Below are 18315 nucleotides of genomic sequence, written 5' to 3'. Positions count from 1 at the left end.
ATGAAGCCCGTTACCGGTGTCACGCCACGTGTGGTCAAGTCCGACCAGGAGTGGCGCGAGCAGCTGACCGCCGAGGAGTACCACGTGCTCCGCGAGGCAGGGACCGAGCGTGCCTTCACCGGTGAATACACCGACACGAAGACTGTCGGCGTGTACGCGTGCCGTGCGTGCGGCGCGGAGCTTTTCCGCAGTTCGACGAAATTCGAATCGCATTGCGGATGGCCGTCGTTCTTCTCACCGCTCGCCGGTGACAGCGTCATCCTCCGCGAGGACCGCAGTCTCGGCATGAGCCGGACCGAAGTGCTGTGTGCGACGTGCCACAGCCACCTGGGCCACGTGTTCGAGGGCGAGGGCTTCCCCACCCCGACTGACCAGCGGTACTGCATCAACAGCATCTCGCTGACGCTGCGCCCGGACGACGGCGCGGACGAGCAATCCTAAGTTACCCCCAACACAACCCTAAATCTTTATCAAGGTGTCTTGCCGGGTGCCCCCGGCAGGAAGAAAGTGGTGTCTCCACTTGATTTCCGGCTCTCGAAGGGGAGAGGGGGAAGATCATGGAAGACACGTGGGGAATACCCGGGCCGACGTTCGTCGGTATTTATCTGCTCGGGTTTTCGATGGCTTTGCTGTTCGTGTTCGCAGTTCGCATTCTCACTCGTTCGGGTGCGGCCGCCACAACCGCGCCCGTCCAGGCACTGTCGGCCCAGGAGCTGGCGTGCCTGACCGGGGGTCCGCGGCGAGTGGTTGAGGCCGCGGTCGCGCAGCTGGTCGACGCCGGCCGGCTGCGCGCGTCCCGCGACGGATATCTCGAGGTCGCGGACAGGTCGTCGGGAGGGACGAACCCGGTCGAGCGCACCGTGATGGCCGACGTGGCACGGCACGGGCGCCGGTCGATCGTGATGCTCACGCACCGGCTGGCCGCGAGCGACGCGGTCGGCGAGGTGGCCGCGCGCCTGGTCGGCGCGGGGTATCTGGTGGACGGCGAGCTGGCCAGGCGCCGCAAGGCCATCGGGATGGTTCCGGTGGTCGCGGTGTTCACCATCGGTGTGGTCCGGTGGCTGGACGCGATCGCCTCCGGCCAGCCGGCCGGCGGGTTGACCGCGGCGCTGGCCGCGACCGGGCTGATCGCCTACGCGCTGTACCGGCAGGGGGTCTGCGCGAGGACGTTCGAGGGGGCCAATGCCGTGGGGAGGGCGAGGGTGAGCGCACCGGCCGAGCTGGTGGCGGCCGGTGGGTTCACCAGCCACCCGGACGAGATGATCCGGGAGTCGTTGTCGGGCCGGAGGGGTGCGTCACCGGGGGGTGACAGCGGCTGTGCCACGGAGGGCAGCCGCAGGGGGTAGCAGGGGGAGGTGGATCGGCCCGGGAACCGCGCGTCCCCGGGCCGATCCGTACACAGAGGGGACAAAGTCATGCAGAACCCTTGGGGCCTTTCGGGTCCGGACTTCATCGTGTTGTACGCCATCGGCTTCGTGATCGCGTGCGTCGCGACGCTGGTGCTGCGCAAGCGGGCCCGGTCGGCACCGCTGGCCGCGCAGCACGAGCCGCTGACCGCCGACGAGACGGCGTATCTGGCGGGCGGCTGGCCGCGGATGGTCGAGTCGACATTGGCGGATCTGGTGGAGCGCAACGTGATCCGCGTGCAGCGCAACGGACTGCTGTACCCGGTCGCGGACAGCGGGTTCGTGCCGGAGTCCACGCTGGAGGACCGGCTCGTCTCGCGGGTCGCCGGCCGGCCGGGCCGTCCCCTGCATTACCACCTCGCCACGCTGAACAAGCTGCCCGACTACGACCAGGTCCGCGACGACCTTGTGCGCCGTGGCCTGCTTTTCGACGGCGGCACCCGTGGCAGGGCCGCTCTCGCCGCACTTCCGCTGTTCGTGCTGGCGGTGATCGGCATCGCCCGCTGGATCAACGGGGTCAACCTCGGGTTCCCGGTCGGGTACCTGAGCATGCTGCTCATCCTGACGCTCGTGACGATCGTCTTCGCGTTGCGGCCGATCAAGGCCGGGCCGACCGGTGCGGGCATGCGAGCCCTGCGTGACCCGTCCCGGGGCGAACGGTCCGAGCGCGCGGTCGACGCGGTGGCCAGGCACGGGCTGCGGGCGTACCCGGATGTGACGATCTCGGCGTCGTTCCGCGAGTCACGCGTCGGGCTGAGGTCGTACGACAACGGATCCACGGTCTCGACAGGTGCCGCCGCGGGGATCGGCTGGAGTGGCGGCAGCAGCTGTTCCAGTGGCAGCAGCAGCGGGAGCAGCAGCAGCTGCGGTGGTGGCGGCGGTGGATGCGGCGGAGGAGGATCGTAGCCATGATGCGCGGGGAGTCGCGGTAGTGCTTGAGTCACGGGAGCTGGGGGTCGGCATCGGCTGGCGCCCGGAGATCGACATCACCGTCGAGCGGCTGCCGGGGGTGGACTTCGTCGAGGTGGTGGCGGAGAACCTGAACCCGGACCACCTCCCGGAATCCGTTGTGCTGCTGCGGGAACGTGGTCTGCCTGTGCTTCCGCACGCGGTGTCGCTGTCCGTGGGCGGTGCCGAACCCGTTGACAGGAAACGAGTCGAGCACCTGGCCAGACTGGCCGATGTCCTCGATGCGCCGCTGGCGAGCGACCATGTCTGCTTCGTGCGGGCGGGCGGGCTGGATTCGGGGCACCTCATGCCGGTGCCCCGCACCCGTGAGGCGTTGGACGTGCTCGTCGCGAACGTGCGGACCGTGCAAGAGATCCTGAACGTGCCGTTCGCGCTGGAGAACATCGCCGCACTGCTGGAATGGCCGGACGCCGAGCTCACCGAAGCGCAGTTCCTGGGCGAGCTGACCGAGCGGACCGGCTGCCTGTTGCTTGTGGACGTCGCGAACATGTACGCCAACGCCCGCAACCTGAACCACGATCCGCTCAAGCTCCTGGACGACCTGCCGCTGGAGCGTGTGGCCTACGTGCACGTCGCGGGCGGCGAGGAACACGACGGCGTGTACCACGACACGCACACCCACCCGGTGTTGCCGGAAGTACTGGACCTGTTGGCGGAGTTGGTGAAACGCACCAAGCCGCCCGGTGTCCTGTTGGAACGCGACGGCGACTACCCCACCGACACCGACCTGGCGGCCGAGCTGCGAGCGATCCGGGAACGGATATGACCCAGCCGCAACGGGACCGGCTCGCCCGGCAGCAGGCGGAACTGCTGCGCGCGCTGCTGACGGATGGTCCTGCTCCGAAAGGTTTCGACCCGGGGCGGCTGGAGGTGGAGGCCAAGGCGCTGCGGGCGAAACGGCGGCGCGTCGTGGCGATGATCGAGCCGGACGTCTGCGCCGACCTGGCGGACAGGTTCGTCCCGCTGTTCACCGAGTACGCCAAGGCCTATCCGCGGATCGAGGGTTCGCGGGCCAGGGATGACGCCCGCGCGTTCGTCGAATGGTTGCGTGAACGCGGCCACCTGCCGAAACTGAGCTGGTGGCAACGCAGGCGTGCAACGAAAAACCGGTGAGGACCGTCCCACAGTCGTGAACTGGAAGCTGACGGCCGTGATCGCACTGGCCACCGCCGCGCTGACCGCGTGCGGTACGGAGATCGGCGACTGTAGCGGCGCGGCGATCCGCCAGGGCATCTCCGTCGACGTCGACCCGGCCTACGCGCCCAAGGTCGGTTCCGCGCGCCTGAGCGCATGCTGGAACGGGTCCTGTCAGCACTCCGCACTCGAGTTTTACCCCTCCACGGCTGGCAAGTCGTCATCATGTCCGTCAGGCGGCCCGGACACCGCGTGCGCCGCGCGGATGGCACCGACCGGCGGCCTGCACTCGTTCGCCGACCTGCGGGAACTCCCGGCCGGGCCGGTCGAGGTGACGCTGACGCTGATCGATCCGGCCGGTGCCGGGCTCGGCGCGCACCAGGTGGTGGTCACTCCGAAAGTCCGGTACCCGGCTGGTCCGGAGTGCGGAGGCGGCACACCGCAAGGCGGCCTATTCGTGTCCCCCGATGGGACGGTAAGCGAACGTCAGTGAACATCCAGTGATCAACTGCTGGGGAAATTTACTTTCGAGATAGTCCCGTTGAGGACTTGTCACCCCTTGGTGGTCCCGATAGCTTGCGTTGACCACGGAGTGTGGTTCATCGACTTCTCACCGTCGATGTCTGGGGCGTGCGCAGAAAACCGATCGGGAGGTTTTTCAGGTGCATTCAGCCAAGAAACGAGCCGCCAGACGCTTCGGCGCCGGGGCTCTCGTCCTGGGGGTCGTGCTCAGCACGGCACAGGTAGCCGTCGCGGCGCCAGTCGCTCAACCCAACGGCAAGTCGGTCACGCTCATCACGGGTGACCGGGTCGTCATGGTCGATGACGCGTACAAGGTGCACGCCATCGTTCCCGGCAAGGGCCGCGAGAAACTCGCGTTCTCGACATACCGACGCGATGGCCACCACTACGTCGTCCCGCAGGACGCGGTTTCCCTTGTCGCGCAAGGACGCCTGGACGAGCGCCTGTTCGACTTGACCGCACTGACCGAATTCGGCTACGCCGACGGTGAACGCAACACCCTGCCGCTGATCGTGAGCCACGCGCCCGGCGCGAGCGTCGCGGGCGTCACCACGACCGCGAACCTGGCCACTGTCAACGCATCCGCGGTCACCGCGGACAAGACCGGCGCCGCATGGCAGTCGCTGACGGCGGGCAACGTCAAGAAGGTCTGGCTCGACGGCAAGCGCAAGGCCTCGCTGGACCGCAGCACCGCGCAGATCGGCGCGCCCGCCGCGTGGCAGGCGGGCGTCACCGGCGAGGGCGTCAAGGTCGCCGTGCTGGACACCGGCGTCGACCAGACGCATCCCGACCTCGCCAGCCGCGAGATCGCCGAGAAGAACTTCAGCGACGCCGCCGACGCCGTCGACCGCTTCGGCCACGGCACGCACGTCGCGTCCACCATCGCCGGGACCGGCGCCAAGGCCGACGGCAAGTACAAGGGTGTCGCGCACGGCGCGAACATCGTCGACGGCAAGGTGCTCGACGACAACGGTTACGGCCAGGAATCGTGGATCATCGGCGGCATGCAGTGGGCGGTCGACCAGGGCGCCAAGATCGTCAACCTGAGCCTGGGCGGCTCCGACACACCGGAGATCGACCCGCTCGAAGAAGCCGTGAACACGTTGTCCGCCAAGCACGGCACGCTGTTCGTCATCGCCGCGGGCAACAGCGGACCCCGTGACGAGAGCGTCAGTTCGCCGGGCAGCGCGGATGCCGCGTTGACGGTCGGCGCCGTCGACCGTGACGACAGCCTGGCGCCGTTCTCCAGCCGTGGCCCCAGGATCGGGGACGCGGCCATCAAGCCGGACGTCACCGCACCCGGTGTCAACATCGCCGCGGCCAAGGCCGCCCACGGCCGGATGGGCACGCCCGTCGCCGACGGTTACGTCTCCGAGTCCGGCACCTCCATGGCCACGCCGCACGTCGCCGGTGCCGCCGCCCTGCTCGCGCAGGTTCACCCGGACTGGAGCGGCGATCAGATCAAGGCGACCCTGACCGCGTCCGCCAAGCCGAACGCCAAACTCACCGCGTTCCAGCAGGGTTCCGGCCGGGTCGACGTGGCCAAGGCGATCACGCAGGCCGTCACCACCACACCGACCAACGTCAGCCTCGGCACGCAGCTCTGGCCGCACGACGACGACCAGCCGGTGGACAAGGCCGTGACCTACCGCAACACCGGCAAGACTGATGTCACGTTCGACGTCACGGTCAACGCGCTCGGCCCGGACGGCAAGCCCGCGCCCGCCGGTCTGCTGACCGCGTCGCCGTCGAAGGTCACCGTGCCCGCCGGTGGTGAGGCGAAGGTGACGGTCACCGGGAACACCAAGGTGGAAGGCCTGGACGGCGTCTACTCCGGAACGCTGACCGCGACCGCCGGCGAGACGGTGGTCACCACCCCGGTGGCGATCAACCGGGAGCCGGAGAGCTACACGCTGACGATCAACCACATCGGACTGGACGGCGCGCCCGCGACGAACTACCGGACTTCGATGTACGGCCTGCAGAGCCGGAAGTTCACCTCGGCGTTCGATCCGGACGGCAGCCCGTCGGTGCGGCTGCCCAAGGGCGACTACGTGATCGACAGCTCGGTGGTCGGCCAGCGGATCACCTGGCTGGCGTACCCCGCGTTCACGCTGACCGGGGACACCACGATCGACCTGGACTTCCGCCGTGCCAAGCAGACCAGCGTGACCACGCCCGATCCGGCGGCAGAGCTGCGGCTGGCGGAGATCACCTACCAGCGCACCGTGGGCCGTGACACCTTCGGTTACGGCTGGGTCCTGCTCGGCGGCGACATCGGTACACTGTGGACAGCACACGCCGGGCCCGAGGTGTCCCCGCGGGAACTGATCACCCAGATCAACACCCAGTGGAACACGCCGGCGGGCGAGTACTACGGTCTGGCCTTCTACCAGAACGGGTCGATGCCGACCGGCTTCACCAAGGCGGTGAAGAAGGAGAGCCTGGCGCACGTACACGGCACGTTCCATGCCACCGTGCCGGGCAAGGCAGGCCTGCGGTACGCGTTCCCGTACCCGAAGTTCGGCCAAGGCCCGGGCGCGTGGGCGGCTCTGCTGCCGGCGAAGCTGCCGGGCGAGCGCGACGAGTACTACACCACCGAGGACACAGCCTGGAGCCCAGGCCTGTGGCAGACCTCCGGCGACGGCAGCACCATCGAACTCCAGCTGTCCAGCCCGGTGAAGGTGTTGCAGGCGGGCACGACGTACGAGGAGTCCTACAACCGTGGCGTGTTCGCCCCGGTCATGCCGCAGACTCGCATCCCCGCCCAGTACGTCACCCGGGTGGAGAACAAGATCTCGGTGAACATCCCGCTGTTCGGTGACGCCGCCGGCAACGCCGGTTCGTCCGTTGTGGACAAGGCGTCGACCGTGTTGTACCGCGACGGCAAGAAGATCGGCGAGTCGGCCGACGCGGGCTACGGCTCGTTCGACGTTCCCGCCGAGGCGGGCGGCTACGTGCTGACCACCGAGGCGGTCCGCAGCGGTGTCTCGGACGTCTCGACCACGGTCCGCGGCTCGTGGACGTTCCGGTCGGCCGAGGCGGGCGCCGACCCGGTCCGGCTGCCGCTGTCGACCGTCCGGTACACGCCGGCGCTGGACGCCACGAACTCGGCCCCGGCCGGTGAGTCGTTCATCGTGCCGGTGACCGTGCAGGCCCAGAACAGCGGCCAGGGCACGCTGCCCAAGTCGCTGACCGTGGAGGCGTCCTTCGACGGCGGCCAGACGTGGACCGCGGCGACCGTCGTGGCGAACGTGTTCGCCATCGTCCAGCACCCCAACGACGGCGCCTCGGTGTCCCTGCGGGCGAAGGCGACCGACCGGGCGGGCAACACCGTCGAGCAGACGATCATCAACGCGTACAAGCTGAACTGACGTATTCCCTGTCCTGATTCACAGCGGAGCGGCCCCGAGCCGCCCCCACCTCGGGGCCGCTCCGCACCCCGGCGTCGACTTACCGCGACGCGGATACCTTCCTTTCCCTGCCCAACCGCGCCGCAGGTCAGACGGTCCTTCCGCGCCTGTTGCTGCTGAACGCTTACCGCATCGCGGATCCGGCCGTGGGTTTCAACCTCAGCCCCTCGCTTCCCGAACTGTCGCCGCCGGCGTACACCGTGACGAACATCTGTTCCTCGCGTACCGGCAAACGCGGGTAGGTGTTCTCGGCGACAAGAGGTTCGAAACGCATGACCGGCTCCGCGACTTCAGCGGGACGGGCCGAGATCACCGCCGTGTACTGGCCGTACTCCCGGTCGACGACGACGTCTCCGAGAGGCCGCAACAACAACACGTCGTCCGAGTCGATCATGGTGGCGTTCGCCGCGGGCCCGTGCGTCTTCCACGCCTCACCCTGCTCGTAGAACGCGATCAGGGCGGCCTTGCGGCTCCGCATGTCCTGGAAACCCCTGAGCCAGACGAACCTGTCGGGGTTGTCGAGGTCGTGGAACAGCCCGATCAGCGTGATGCCGACGGCCTCCTGGGTGTCGACGAAGTGCTTCTCGAAGATCTCGACGAGCGTGTCGCGGCGGCCTGGTTTGAGCGTGTACTGCCTGAGTTCGACTATCACGCGTGCATCCTCATGCGCGCTGAACCGGTGAGCGAGTAGGGCGTGGGCCGAGATCCGCAAGTTTCCGGCCATTCACCCCGAGGCGCGGCTGGCGGCCTCGCGGGCCATGTCGGTCCGCGAGTTGACGCCCAGCTTGTTCAGGATGTGCGAGACGTGCGTGACCACCCGGGGGCGTCGATCAAGGGAGGTTGGTCACGAGCTCGGCCGCGGGCAGCCGCGTGCCGGTGTAGAACGGGATCTCCTCACGCACGTGCCGGCGGGCGGTGCTGCCACGCAGGTGCCGCATCAGGTCGACGATCCGGTGCAGCTCGTCCGCCTCGAACGCGAGCATCCACTCGTAGTCGCCCAACGCGAACGACGCGACGGTGTTGGCGCGCACGTCCGGGTAGTCACGGGCCATCTGGCCGTGCTCGGCCAGCATCTTGCGGCGCTCGTCGTCCGGCAGCAGGTACCACTCGTAGGACCGGACGAACGGGTACACGCAGATGTACTTGCGTGCCTCCTCCCCGGCCAGGAACGCCGGGATGTGGCTCTTGTTGAACTCCGCGGGCCGGTGCAGGGCGACCTGGCTCCAGACCGGCGTGGACGCGCGGCCCAGCGTGGTGCGCCGCAGCCCGGTGTACGCCGCCTGCACCTGCTCGATCTCGGCGGCATGCCACCAGATCATGTAGTCGGCGTCCGCGCGCAAGCCCGCCACGTCGTACACGCCGCGCACGATGACGCCCTTGCCTTCGAGCGCATCGAGGTAAGACTCCGCCTCAGTGGCGGCGGGCCCGCGGTCGTCGGGCAGTTTGCCCGGTTCGACCCGGAACACCGACCACATCGTGTACCGGATCGTGTCGTTGAGTTCGGAGTAGTTGAGGCGAGCCATGCCTACATCGTGGCACGGGCCAACGGCTGCTTGCTCAGGACGTACTCCACCAATGTGACCAGGACCTCCTTGGCCGACTCCCGGTCGCGCGCGTCGCACATGGCCAGCGGCACGTCCGGCCCGACGTCCAGTGCCTCGCGCACCTCCTTGAGGTCGTAGCGGGTGGCGCCGTCGAAGCAGTTCACCGCGATCACGAACGGCACCCCGCGCTTCTCGAAGAAGTCGATCGACGGGAAGCACGTCTCCAGCCGCCGGGTGTCGGCCAGCACGACCGCGCCGAGCGCGCCGAACGCCAGCTCGTCCCACATGAACCAGAACCGGCCCTGCCCCGGCGTGCCGAACAGGTACAGGATCACCTGCTGGTTGAGCGTGATCCGGCCGAAGTCCAGCGCGACCGTGGTGGTCCGCTTGTTCTCGATGCCCGCGAGGTCGTCGACGCCGACGCCGGCCTCGGTGAGCAGTTCCTCGGTCGACATCGGCGCGATCTCGCTGACGGCACCGACCATCGTGGTCTTGCCGGCGCCGAACCCGCCCGCGATCAGGATCTTGACCGCGCGCGGCATCTCATCAGAGCCGTCGGACACCATCGAGCACCGCCTGCAGTAGTTTCATGTCGGGAACCCTGACATCGCGTGTGGGGTTGCGGGCTATTACTTCCCGCAGGTCGATCAAGTCGGACACGAGGATCTTGACCACCACGATGGGCACGTCGAGGCGGGCGGCGAGCTCGGCGATCGACAGCGGCTGATGGCACAGTTCCAGGATCGCCACGTAGTCGGCGTCCAGGGTCACCGTGTCGATTTCGTCCTTCGCCGCGACCACAAGCGTGATCATGTTCAGATCACTGTTCGCCGGCCGGGTCCGCCCGCGCGTCATCGCGTAGGGACGGACCAGCGGACCGGCCTCGTCGTCCACCCAGTTGTCGCGGCCGGCCGTCATGACGTCGGCACGCCGAGGTGTTCCACGCGGGGCTGGGCGTTGAGCACCGAACCGACCTGTTTGACCAGCAGGTTCATCTCGTACGCGATCAGGCCGACGTCCGCGTCCTCCTCGCCGAGGACGGCAAGGCACGTGCCCTGGCCCGCCGCGGTGACGAACAGGAACGCGTGCTCCATCTCCACGATGGTCTGCCGCACCTTGCCGCCGCCGAACTGCCGTCCAGTGCCCCGCGCCAGGCTCTGGAAGGCCGAGGCCACCGCGGAGAGGTGCTCCCCGTCCTCTTTGGACAAAGCGGCCGACCGGCCGACGAGCAGGCCGTCCGCCGACAGCACCACCGCGTGCCGGGCGCCGACGACCCGGCCGATCAGATCCTCGAGCAGCCAGTCGAGATCTGCCCCGGAGTTCGCCTTCATCATTCAGTTCTCCCCTACTGATCCTCGTCACGTGCGCGCCTGGTCTGCTGCTGGAAGGCCGACATGATGGAGCGGACCTCCTCCGGCGACCGGCCACCACCGGGATCCTCGTCGTCCAGCCGCATCGGTGAGGTCTCTCTGAGCTGTGGCGCCAGGCTGGCCTGCCTGCGGCGGCGCGGCAACGCCGGTTTCTCCGGCGTGCCGGTGTCGTACGCGACCGGGTCCATCGGCATGGGCGGGATCCCCGGCGCGGTCTGCTGCCCGAACGGATTCTGCACGGGATCAACACTCGGCCCTGCCTGGTGTGGTTCACCACCCAGCGGCTCCGCGATGTCTTCTTGTGGCCACACCGGCTCCGGCTCCTCCCGTTCCCGCACCTGCGTCCCGGCCGTCGCGGTGCTCTCGGAGGCCGGCTGGAACAGTGATACCCGGAACGGCAGCACGTCATCGACGTAGTCCTGATCGGGCGACGCGGACCGTGCCGAGGGCACCGGTTCGAACACCGTGGTGTCGTCCTGGTCGGCGTCGACCAGCAACGTCGCCGGGATCAGCACGATCGCCCTGGTGCCGCCGTAGGAGGACGAGCGCAGCTCGACCTTGATGCCGTGCCGGGCCGCGAGCCGCGCGACCACGAACAGGCCGAGCCGCGGGTCGCCCTTCAGCGCCATCGACTCGAAGTCCGGCGGGTCTGCCAGCACGATGTTGTGCCGCTGGCGTTCCTCGTCGCTCATGCCGAGGCCGTTGTCCTCGACCTCCACCACGATGCCCTTGGCCGCCGGTTCCCCGGACAGCCGCACCTGGGCCTGTGGCGGCGAGAACGACGTCGCGTTGTCCAGCAGCTCGGCGAGCAGGTGCATGGTGTCCGCGACGGCGGAGCCGACCAGTGACACCCGGGGCACGCCTTGCAGGCGGATTCGCTTGTACTGGGTGGTCTCGGCGACCGCGCCGCGCAGGATGTCGGCCAGCAGCACCGGTTTGCGCCACGCGCGGCCCGGCTGCTGCCCGCCGAGGATGATCAGGTTCTCGGCGTTGCGCCGGGCACGGGTGGCCAGGTGGTCCAGCGTGAACAGCGCCTCCAGCTGCTGCGGGTCCTCCTGCTCCCGTTCGAGCTTGTCCAGGATCTTCAGCTGCCGGTGCACCAGCGCCTGGCTGCGGTGCGCGATGCCGAGGAACACGTTGCGCACACCGGCACGGGCCTGCGACTCCTGCACCGCGGCTTCGACCGCGGTGGCGTGCGCGGCGTTGAAGGCCCTGGCGACCTGGCCGATCTCGTCCTTGCCGAAGTCCAGCGCGGGCAGCTCGGTGGTCACGTCCACCTGCCCGCCGCCGCGCAGCCGCTCCACGATCGGCGGCAGCTTCTCCACGGCCAGGTCCAGCGTCTCGTACCGCAGCTTGGTCAGCCTGCGCGCGGTGGACCGCATGATCCGCATCGCGGCGATGATCGTGACCAGGGCGACGAGCAACGCGATCACGCTGCCGACGATCGCCTGGGTCAGGCTGGTGCCGGACTTCTCGTCGGCCAGCCTGGCCGAGTCGGCGAACTGGATGACGCCCAGCTGTTCCAGTCCGGCGTAGACCTTCCCGGTGACGTCCCGCCATTCCTGGTCACTCACCGGGGGCGCCGCGAGCTGCCCGTCCGCCCGGGTGCGGCCGGTCACGACGGTCCACGGACCTTGATCGATCAACAGGTCCTCGGCGGCGATCAGCCTTTTCCACTCGTCGCTCGCACGTATTGCCTGGTAGGCGGACCGCACCTGGTCCGAACTGTTTTGTGTGGACAATTCGAGCTGCTGCCGATAAGCACCGGTCAGCCGGGCGAATTCGGCGTGGTCGGCTTGATTCAGTACGCCGGTCGCAATAGCGCCGCCGGCGACCGTGCCCGCCCGCGACATCAGGTCCGCGCCGCGGAACAGCTGAGTCACCTGGACACCGCTGAACGCGGTCTGCTGATCCGGCACCGCGCGCGCCATCGTCTCGAAAACTGTCATGCTGACGTCGGCGACTTTGTTGTAAAAACCGTACAATTCCGGCCGCGTGATCGCCTTGGTGTCGGCCTGCCGTCGGATGTCGACCAGTTCGTCCAGCGCCCCGGTGAAGTCGCGGTAGCGGTCCCGCACCTCCTGCGGCGAGTCCGCCAGCAGCGGCTCGACCAGTTCCCGGACCTCGCGCACGGACTGGTCGGTCTGGTTGCGCCGGTCGGCAAGTTCGGCCCCGGACCCCGCCGTCGAGAGGCTCTGCGCGCGTTCCGCCTGCACGGCGGCGAGCGCGCGGACCGCCTTGGGCATGGTCTCCTGCATGGCTTCGCTGACCGCGCGTAAGTAGATCGCGTCGTAGAGCCGGGGCAGGCTGACGGCCACCCACATCACGACGAGCGCGACCGCCGAAAACACCACCACGGCGGTGAGTCGCGTCCGGATAGAGCCGTGGCCCTGGTGCCGGTCACCCAGAAATCTCACGATACTCCACCGGTGTCGAATACTTTTCGAATAAAGCGGGACACCCGTAAGAGATCGACACCGACCCCTTTTAGTGAGTCACCCGAGAAACGACCGCAACGGAGCCGCACTGTAGCACAGGCGGTTACTCACCCACTAGGCCACTCGGCGGACTAATTTCGCCCGATCGCGACGCCAGGTAAGCGCCAATCGCCGATGCCGCGGCATCGGCGGAGTCGATGGTCGCGGGGATACCCACGCCGCGCAAAGTGGCGCCGGCGACCGCGAGACCAGGCATTCTCCCGACCGCGTCGGTGATCGCGGCGACGGCGGCGGTGTGCTCGACCCCGTACTGCGGCAGCCCGCCACCCCAACGGGTCACGATTCGCTCGACCGGCGGAACATCGACTCCGGTGAGTTCCCTCAGGTCGGACAGCACCGCGGCGACCAGTTCGTCGTCGTCCCGGTGCAGGGTCTCCGTCTCACCGTACCGGCCGACCGAGGCCCGCAGCTGCACCGGCGCACCGTCCGGACGTCCCCATTTCCGGCTGGTGAAAGTGAAAGCCTTGGCTGTGAACGGAGTTCCGTCCGCATGCCGCTCCCCCACGGCCAGCAGCACACCCGTCGCCTCGGGCAGGACGGCATCCGGCGGCAACGCCAGGCTCACCACCGCCATGGACGCCACCTCCACGCGCCCGTAAGCCGCGGAAGCACGGGGCACCACGGGTTCCAGCAGCTTGCGGGCGGACGGCGCGGGCACGGCCAGGATCACCGCGTCGGCGTCCAGGAACTCCGGCGCCGCCGCGCTGCCGATCTCCAGCCGCCAGCCCCGCCGGGTTCTGCTCAGCGCCCTGACCGGCAGGCCGAGGCGAATTGTCGCCAACGACCGCCGGGCCAGTTCGTCCACCAGACGGGCCATCCCGCCGCGCAGCGCGCCGAACACCGGCGGCCGTGGGCCGTCCGGCGGCGGTCCGAGGACGCGGTCGACCGCCTCGGTCAGCGTCTGTTCCTTGGCCACGAGCGGAGCCATCGTGGCGCGCAGCCCGAGCATGTCCGCGCGGCCCGCGTACACACCGCCGAGCAACGGCTCGACCAGCCGGTCGACGAGCTCGCGACCGAAGCGTTCGCCGATCACCTGTCCCACCGAGACGTCCGGAGCCGTCGGGTCGGCGTCGACATGCAGCGGTGGCAGGTTTCTTTCGCCCGCGACCTTCGCCGTGCCCGCCGGGGACAGCAGGTCCCGTACCTCGTCGGCGTTCGCGGGCAGGCCGAGGAACGTCCGCCTGGGCAGGGCGACCGTGCGTCCGCCTGCGTGCACGGTCGCGGCCGACAACACCGGGTGCACCAGTTCACCGCCCAGGCCGAGGTCCTCGACCAGGCGGACCGCCGCGGGATTGCGGGTGACGAACGCCTCGGCGCCGACGTCGATCGAGACGCCCGCGAGGTCCCGGGTCCGCAGCTTGCCACCGAGCCGCCCGGCGGACTCGATGATCGTGATCTCGACGTCCTGGCGCAGCGTGCGCAGCCGGTAGGCGGCGGCCAGTCCGGCGATGCCGCCGCCGACGACCACGACCTTCTCCGGGTGGTTCCGCCCAGCGGTCATCTGCCCGGCAGTCGTTTGCCCGGCCATCAGCGGATGCTGTGGACCAGCTCGACGACCCTGGTCAGCACGTTCGGGTCGGTCTCCGGCATGACGCCGTGACCGAGGTTGAACACGTGGCCCGCGGCGGCTTCGCCCTCCGCGACGATCCGCCGGACCTCACGCTCGACCACGTCCCAGCCCGCGAACAGCACCGCCGGGTCCAGGTTTCCCTGCACGACGGGTCTCGGCGCGTCCGGCGCGGCGGCTTCGAGCCTGCGCACGGCCTCGTCCAGCGGCAACCGCCAGTCCACGCCGACGACGTCCGCGCCGGCCTCGCGCATCGCGGGCAGCAACTCGGCCGTGCCGACACCGAAGTGGATCCGCGGCACACCGGCGGGCGCCAGCCCGGTCAGCACCCGCTGGGAGTGCGGGAACACGAACTCCCGATAGTCCCTTTCGGACAGTGCGCCTGCCCAGGAGTCGAACAGCTGGACGGCGTCGACGCCGGCGTCGAGCTGGATCCTGAGGAATGTCAGGGTGTAGTCGGCGATCCTGCCCAGCAGCGCGTGCCAGACGTCCGGCCGGGCCTTCATCAGCGCCTTGGTCCGCTCGTGGTGCCTGCTCGGGCCGCCCTCGATCAGGTAGGACGCGAGGGTGAAGGGCGCACCGGCGAAGCCGATCAGCGGCACGTCGCCGAGTTCCCGGACCAGGATGCCCACCGCCTCGGCGACCGGGTCCAGGCTGGCCGGGTCCAGCTCCGGCAGCGCGTTGACGCCGTCCTCGTCGCGCACCGGATCAGCCACCACGGGCCCGGTGCCCGGCACGATGTCCAGGTCGATCCCGGCGGCCTTCAGCGGCACGACGATGTCGCTGAACAGAATCGCGCCGTCGACGCCGTGCCGCCGGACCGGTTGCAGGGTGACCTCGGCGACCATGTCCGGTGTGAAGCACGCCGTCAGCATCGGCACGCCTTCACGCAGCTTGCGGTACTCCGGCAACGAACGTCCCGCCTGCCGCATGAACCACACAGGCGTGTGCTGGGGCGCCTGACCGCGCGCGGCGGCGAGCAAAGGAGCGTTGGTCAGGTCCCGCCTGAGGGGCGACGCGGGCGATACGGCTGTCACCCGTCCCATGTTTCCACGGCTCGATTCCCCGGCGCCGGTCGACTCGTTCGCGCGTCCCCAGGCCGACGGATGATCGATTTGCCCACCCAACGTATGCGGTGTTCCTCGGCGCGCCATCCAGGCTCACTGACTCGGGTGGTCCTACAGTTACCTGTCGTGACTGCGTCCAAGGCTCCCGAGGCTCCCGAGGTCTTTCGCCAGGCCGTCGCGGCGCTGCGGTCGGTCCGGCCGCGACGCGAGGTCCAGCTGGAGGAGGTCCGTCCGCCGCAACGGCTGGCGCCGTGGGCCTTCGCGATCACCGCCGAGGTCAACGGTCCCGCCGAGGTGCTGGCCACCGGACGACTCGTGCTGCTGCACGACCCCGACGGCCAGGAAGCCTGGGACGGCGTGCTCAGAGTGGTCACGTACGTGCGGGCCGAACTGGACGCGGAGCTGGCCTCCGATCCGTTGCTGCCTGCCGTGGGCTGGTCCTGGCTGACCGACGCGCTGGAGGCCTCCGGGGCCAGGTTCGGCGCGCTGGGCGGGACCGTGACCGAGACCTCGTCCGCCCGGTTCGGCGACATCGCCGGGCCCGCCCGGACCGACGACCTGGAACTGCGTGCCTCGTGGACACCCCGCACGGCGGAGCTGCGGCCGCACGGCGAGGCCTTCTGCGACCTCCTGGCCAGCGTGGTGGGGCTGCCGCCGGTCGGGGTGACCCTCTTCAAGGGCTAACGTTCCGCTGCCTCTTCCGTCGCCCGCAGCACGCGCAGGGCGTTGCGGCCCGCCAGCTTCGCGCAGTCCTCCTCGCTCCAGCCGCGGTCGAGCAGCGCGCCGAACAGGACCGGGTAGGTGGAGACGTCCTCGAGCCCGACGGGCAACGAACCGACGCCGTCGTAGTCGCCGCCGATGCCGATGTGATCGATTCCGGCGACCTCGCGGGCGTGCTCGACGTGCGCCACGACTTCGTCCAGGGTCGCCACCGGCTCGGGCGGGCCGTCCCACCTCTCGGCGAACTTGCCCCGCACCTCCAAGTCCCGGTGGTCCAGGCCTTCCGCGCCCATCGCGTTCTGAAGCGCTTCATCCCACTCGGCCAATGCAGGCGATACAAATCGGGGCACGAACGTGATCATGCACACACCGCCGTTGGCGGGCAGCGACTCGAGGACGTCGTCCGGGACGTTGCGCGGATGGTCGTTGACCGCCCGGCAGGAGGAGTGGGTGAACACGACGGGCGCCTGTGACGTCTCGATCGCGTCCCGCATGGTCGCCGGGGCGACGTGGGAGAGGTCCACCATCATCCCGATCCGGTTCATCTCGCGGACGACCTCGCGGCCGAAATCCGTCAGCCCGTTGTGCACCGGGTCGTCCGTCGCGGAGTCCGCCCACGGCGTGTTGAGGTTGTGCGTGAGCGTCATGTACCGGACTCCGAGCCGCCGCAAGGCCGCCAGGACACCCAGCGACCCGGCGATGCAGTGACCGCCTTCCGCGCCCAGCATCGAGGCGATCCTGCCTGCTCGGAAGGCCTCTTCGGCTTCGTCGGCGGTCGTGGCGATAGTCAGGTCGCCGGGGTAACGTTCCGCCAGCCGGTACACGATCTCGATCTGCTCGAGCACGGCGGTGACCGCGGAATGGCCCTCGAACTGACACGGCACGTACACCGACCAGAACTGCAACCCGACGCCACCGCGGCGCAGCCGGGGCAGGTCGGTATGCAACCCCGGTTGCGCAACTGTCAGATCGGTCGAGCCGACCGCGGCGGCCGGGTCCGGACCGGCGATCGCGCGCAGCGCCCACGGCAGGTCGTTGTGACCGTCAGCCAATTGGGTCGTTCGGAGAAGGGCCACCGCACGGTCGAATCCTGCGGACTTCATTACCCATGACCTCGTTCCATCGCGTTGGGGCTTGCTTCCGTTACGTCACCAATACCGGAGTCACCTGATCGTGTGACAACAGGTCCAGAAAGTCACAACCCGATCGGATACATACCCGATTGATCGTCCCGTTGACCCGCTTGGGCGGCTAGGCTGCCCTCGTCGACACCACTTTCGGTCCATCAGCGGCGCGGCTGATTGGCGGAAAGTCCCGGTGCCGGTCGGGGGGCACGACCGACTCCAGGGAGGTAGTGACGTGGCTGCCGTCGGCTTAGGTCAGGCCGTTCGAACCACGCCAGCCGGCGCGTTGCCGGCGAACATGGTCCCGCACCCGCGGGAAGAGTTGTTCTCGGTGTTGGTGGTCGATGACCATCCGCTTTTGAGGGAGGCGATAGCTGCCCGGTTGACCCAGATGGGCGCGGGCACGGTGCACGAGGCCGCTTCGGTGGCCGAGGCGAGGGCACGGGCGCTGGCCACAGGGCCATGCGACCTGGCGATCCTCGACCTCGGGCTGCCCGACGGCTCGGGCATCGAGTTGGTTACGGAACTCCGTAGCCACGGGTGGCCCAGGATCGTGGTGCTGGCGTCGTCCGACGACCCGTACGCCGTGCGTTCGGCCTTCCAGGCAGGGGCCCAGGCCTACCTGCTGAAGTCCGCATCGCCGGTGGTGGTGACCGACGGAGTGCGGCGAGTGCTCGAGGGCGGCGTCTACGCCGACCCGAGTGTGGCTCCCGTGCTCGCGACGGGCACGCGGGTTCCGGGGACCGACAACACACCGCGTGAGCTGTCCGCTCGCGAGGTTGAGGTGCTGCAATTGGTCGCCGATGGCCAGAGCAACAAGGAGATCGGCGAGGCGCTCAACCTGTCCGCACTCACCGTCAAGAGCCACCTGTCGCGCATCGGCAGGAAGCTCGGGACCGGTGACCGGGCCCAGATGGTCGCGCTGGCCATGCGTGCCGGCGTGATCCGCTGAAACGCTGTTCGCCCGAAAACGTGCGATCG

18 protein-coding genes are annotated in these 18315 nt (G+C 69.0%); 9 read left to right on the top strand and 9 right to left on the bottom strand.

Annotation, left to right across the window (positions count from 1 at the left end; all coding sequences use genetic code 11):
• From msrB to GC106_RS30255, 7 genes are all read left to right on the top strand, one after another.
• Positions 1-441 (top strand): peptide-methionine (R)-S-oxide reductase MsrB, encoded by a 441-nt coding sequence (msrB, locus tag GC106_RS30285; protein WP_173137678.1) that lies wholly within the window; start codon positions 1-3, stop codon positions 439-441.
• A 116-nt stretch (positions 442-557) separates the two neighbouring features.
• The gene (locus GC106_RS30280) at positions 558-1346 is read left to right on the top strand and encodes a TIGR04222 domain-containing membrane protein (protein WP_173137676.1); all 789 of its coding nucleotides are present in this window, start codon (positions 558-560) and stop codon (positions 1344-1346) included.
• A gap of 69 nt (positions 1347-1415) precedes the next feature.
• On the top strand, positions 1416-2312 hold the full coding sequence (locus tag GC106_RS30275; RefSeq protein ID WP_173137674.1) for a TIGR04222 domain-containing membrane protein: 897 nt from the start codon (positions 1416-1418) through the stop codon (positions 2310-2312).
• A gap of 25 nt (positions 2313-2337) precedes the next feature.
• A complete protein-coding gene (locus GC106_RS30270) occupies positions 2338-3141 on the top strand; it encodes an MbnB/TglH/ChrH family RiPP precursor modification enzyme (RefSeq protein ID WP_173137672.1) in 804 nt (267 codons plus the stop codon).
• Positions 3138-3488, top strand: coding sequence for an SCO6045 C-terminal-like domain-containing protein (locus GC106_RS30265; protein WP_173137670.1), 351 nt, complete (start codon positions 3138-3140; stop codon positions 3486-3488). Before GC106_RS30270 ends, GC106_RS30265 begins: the two co-directional genes overlap by 4 nt.
• 16 nt (positions 3489-3504) lie before the next feature.
• Complete coding sequence (locus GC106_RS30260; RefSeq protein WP_173137668.1) at positions 3505-4002, top strand: hypothetical protein; 498 nt, start codon at positions 3505-3507, stop codon at positions 4000-4002.
• Between the two features lie 169 nt (positions 4003-4171).
• On the top strand, positions 4172-7405 hold the full coding sequence (locus tag GC106_RS30255) for a S8 family peptidase (RefSeq protein WP_173137666.1): 3234 nt from the start codon (positions 4172-4174) through the stop codon (positions 7403-7405).
• A 163-nt stretch (positions 7406-7568) separates the two neighbouring features.
• Here GC106_RS30255 and GC106_RS30250 read toward each other — a convergent pair whose 3' ends face one another.
• From GC106_RS30250 to hemE, 8 genes are all read right to left on the bottom strand, one after another.
• Positions 7569-8096, bottom strand: coding sequence for an NIPSNAP family protein (locus tag GC106_RS30250; RefSeq protein ID WP_312872974.1), 528 nt, complete (start codon positions 8094-8096; stop codon positions 7569-7571).
• A 178-nt stretch (positions 8097-8274) separates the two neighbouring features.
• Entirely contained in the window at positions 8275-8967 is a 693-nt protein-coding gene (gene hemQ, locus GC106_RS30245; protein ID WP_173137662.1) for a hydrogen peroxide-dependent heme synthase, read from the bottom strand.
• 2 nt (positions 8968-8969) lie between these two features.
• Complete coding sequence (locus GC106_RS30240; protein WP_173137660.1) at positions 8970-9554, bottom strand: GTP-binding protein; 585 nt, start codon at positions 9552-9554, stop codon at positions 8970-8972.
• Positions 9535-9906 (bottom strand): DUF742 domain-containing protein, encoded by a 372-nt coding sequence (locus GC106_RS30235; protein WP_173137658.1) that lies wholly within the window; start codon positions 9904-9906, stop codon positions 9535-9537. The genes GC106_RS30240 and GC106_RS30235 overlap by 20 nt, the downstream gene beginning before the upstream one ends.
• On the bottom strand, positions 9903-10322 hold the full coding sequence (locus tag GC106_RS30230; RefSeq protein WP_246367020.1) for a roadblock/LC7 domain-containing protein: 420 nt from the start codon (positions 10320-10322) through the stop codon (positions 9903-9905). The genes GC106_RS30235 and GC106_RS30230 overlap by 4 nt, the downstream gene beginning before the upstream one ends.
• Before the next feature lie 11 nt (positions 10323-10333).
• Complete coding sequence (locus tag GC106_RS30225; protein ID WP_173137656.1) at positions 10334-12775, bottom strand: sensor histidine kinase; 2442 nt, start codon at positions 12773-12775, stop codon at positions 10334-10336.
• A gap of 124 nt (positions 12776-12899) precedes the next feature.
• On the bottom strand, positions 12900-14384 hold the full coding sequence (gene hemG, locus GC106_RS30220; RefSeq protein ID WP_246367017.1) for a protoporphyrinogen oxidase: 1485 nt from the start codon (positions 14382-14384) through the stop codon (positions 12900-12902).
• Positions 14384-15460 carry a uroporphyrinogen decarboxylase gene (hemE, locus tag GC106_RS30215; RefSeq protein WP_173137654.1) on the bottom strand — a complete coding sequence of 359 codons (1077 nt, stop codon included), beginning with the start codon at positions 15458-15460 and terminating at the stop codon, positions 14384-14386. The genes hemG and hemE overlap by 1 nt, the downstream gene beginning before the upstream one ends.
• A 156-nt stretch (positions 15461-15616) precedes the next feature.
• Here hemE and GC106_RS30210 point away from each other — a divergent pair, with 156 nt between their 5' ends.
• The gene (locus GC106_RS30210) at positions 15617-16174 is read left to right on the top strand and encodes a DUF3000 domain-containing protein (protein WP_312872972.1); all 558 of its coding nucleotides are present in this window, start codon (positions 15617-15619) and stop codon (positions 16172-16174) included.
• On the opposite strand, the gene GC106_RS30205 is transcribed toward GC106_RS30210, so the two are convergent.
• Entirely contained in the window at positions 16171-17313 is a 1143-nt protein-coding gene (locus tag GC106_RS30205) for a dipeptidase (RefSeq protein ID WP_173137652.1), read from the bottom strand. The two genes, GC106_RS30210 and GC106_RS30205, sit on opposite strands and share 4 nt — an antisense overlap.
• A gap of 256 nt (positions 17314-17569) precedes the next feature.
• On the opposite strand from GC106_RS30205, the gene GC106_RS30200 reads away from it, so the two are divergent.
• Positions 17570-18286, top strand: coding sequence for a response regulator (locus GC106_RS30200; protein WP_037262141.1), 717 nt, complete (start codon positions 17570-17572; stop codon positions 18284-18286).
• The last annotated feature ends 29 nt before the right edge of the window (positions 18287-18315 follow it).

The organism is Kibdelosporangium persicum (assembly GCF_013280595.1).
In the GTDB taxonomy this organism is placed as follows: domain Bacteria; phylum Actinomycetota; class Actinomycetes; order Mycobacteriales; family Pseudonocardiaceae; genus Kibdelosporangium; species Kibdelosporangium persicum.
This window is presented reverse-complemented; position numbering and strand designations above follow the sequence as displayed.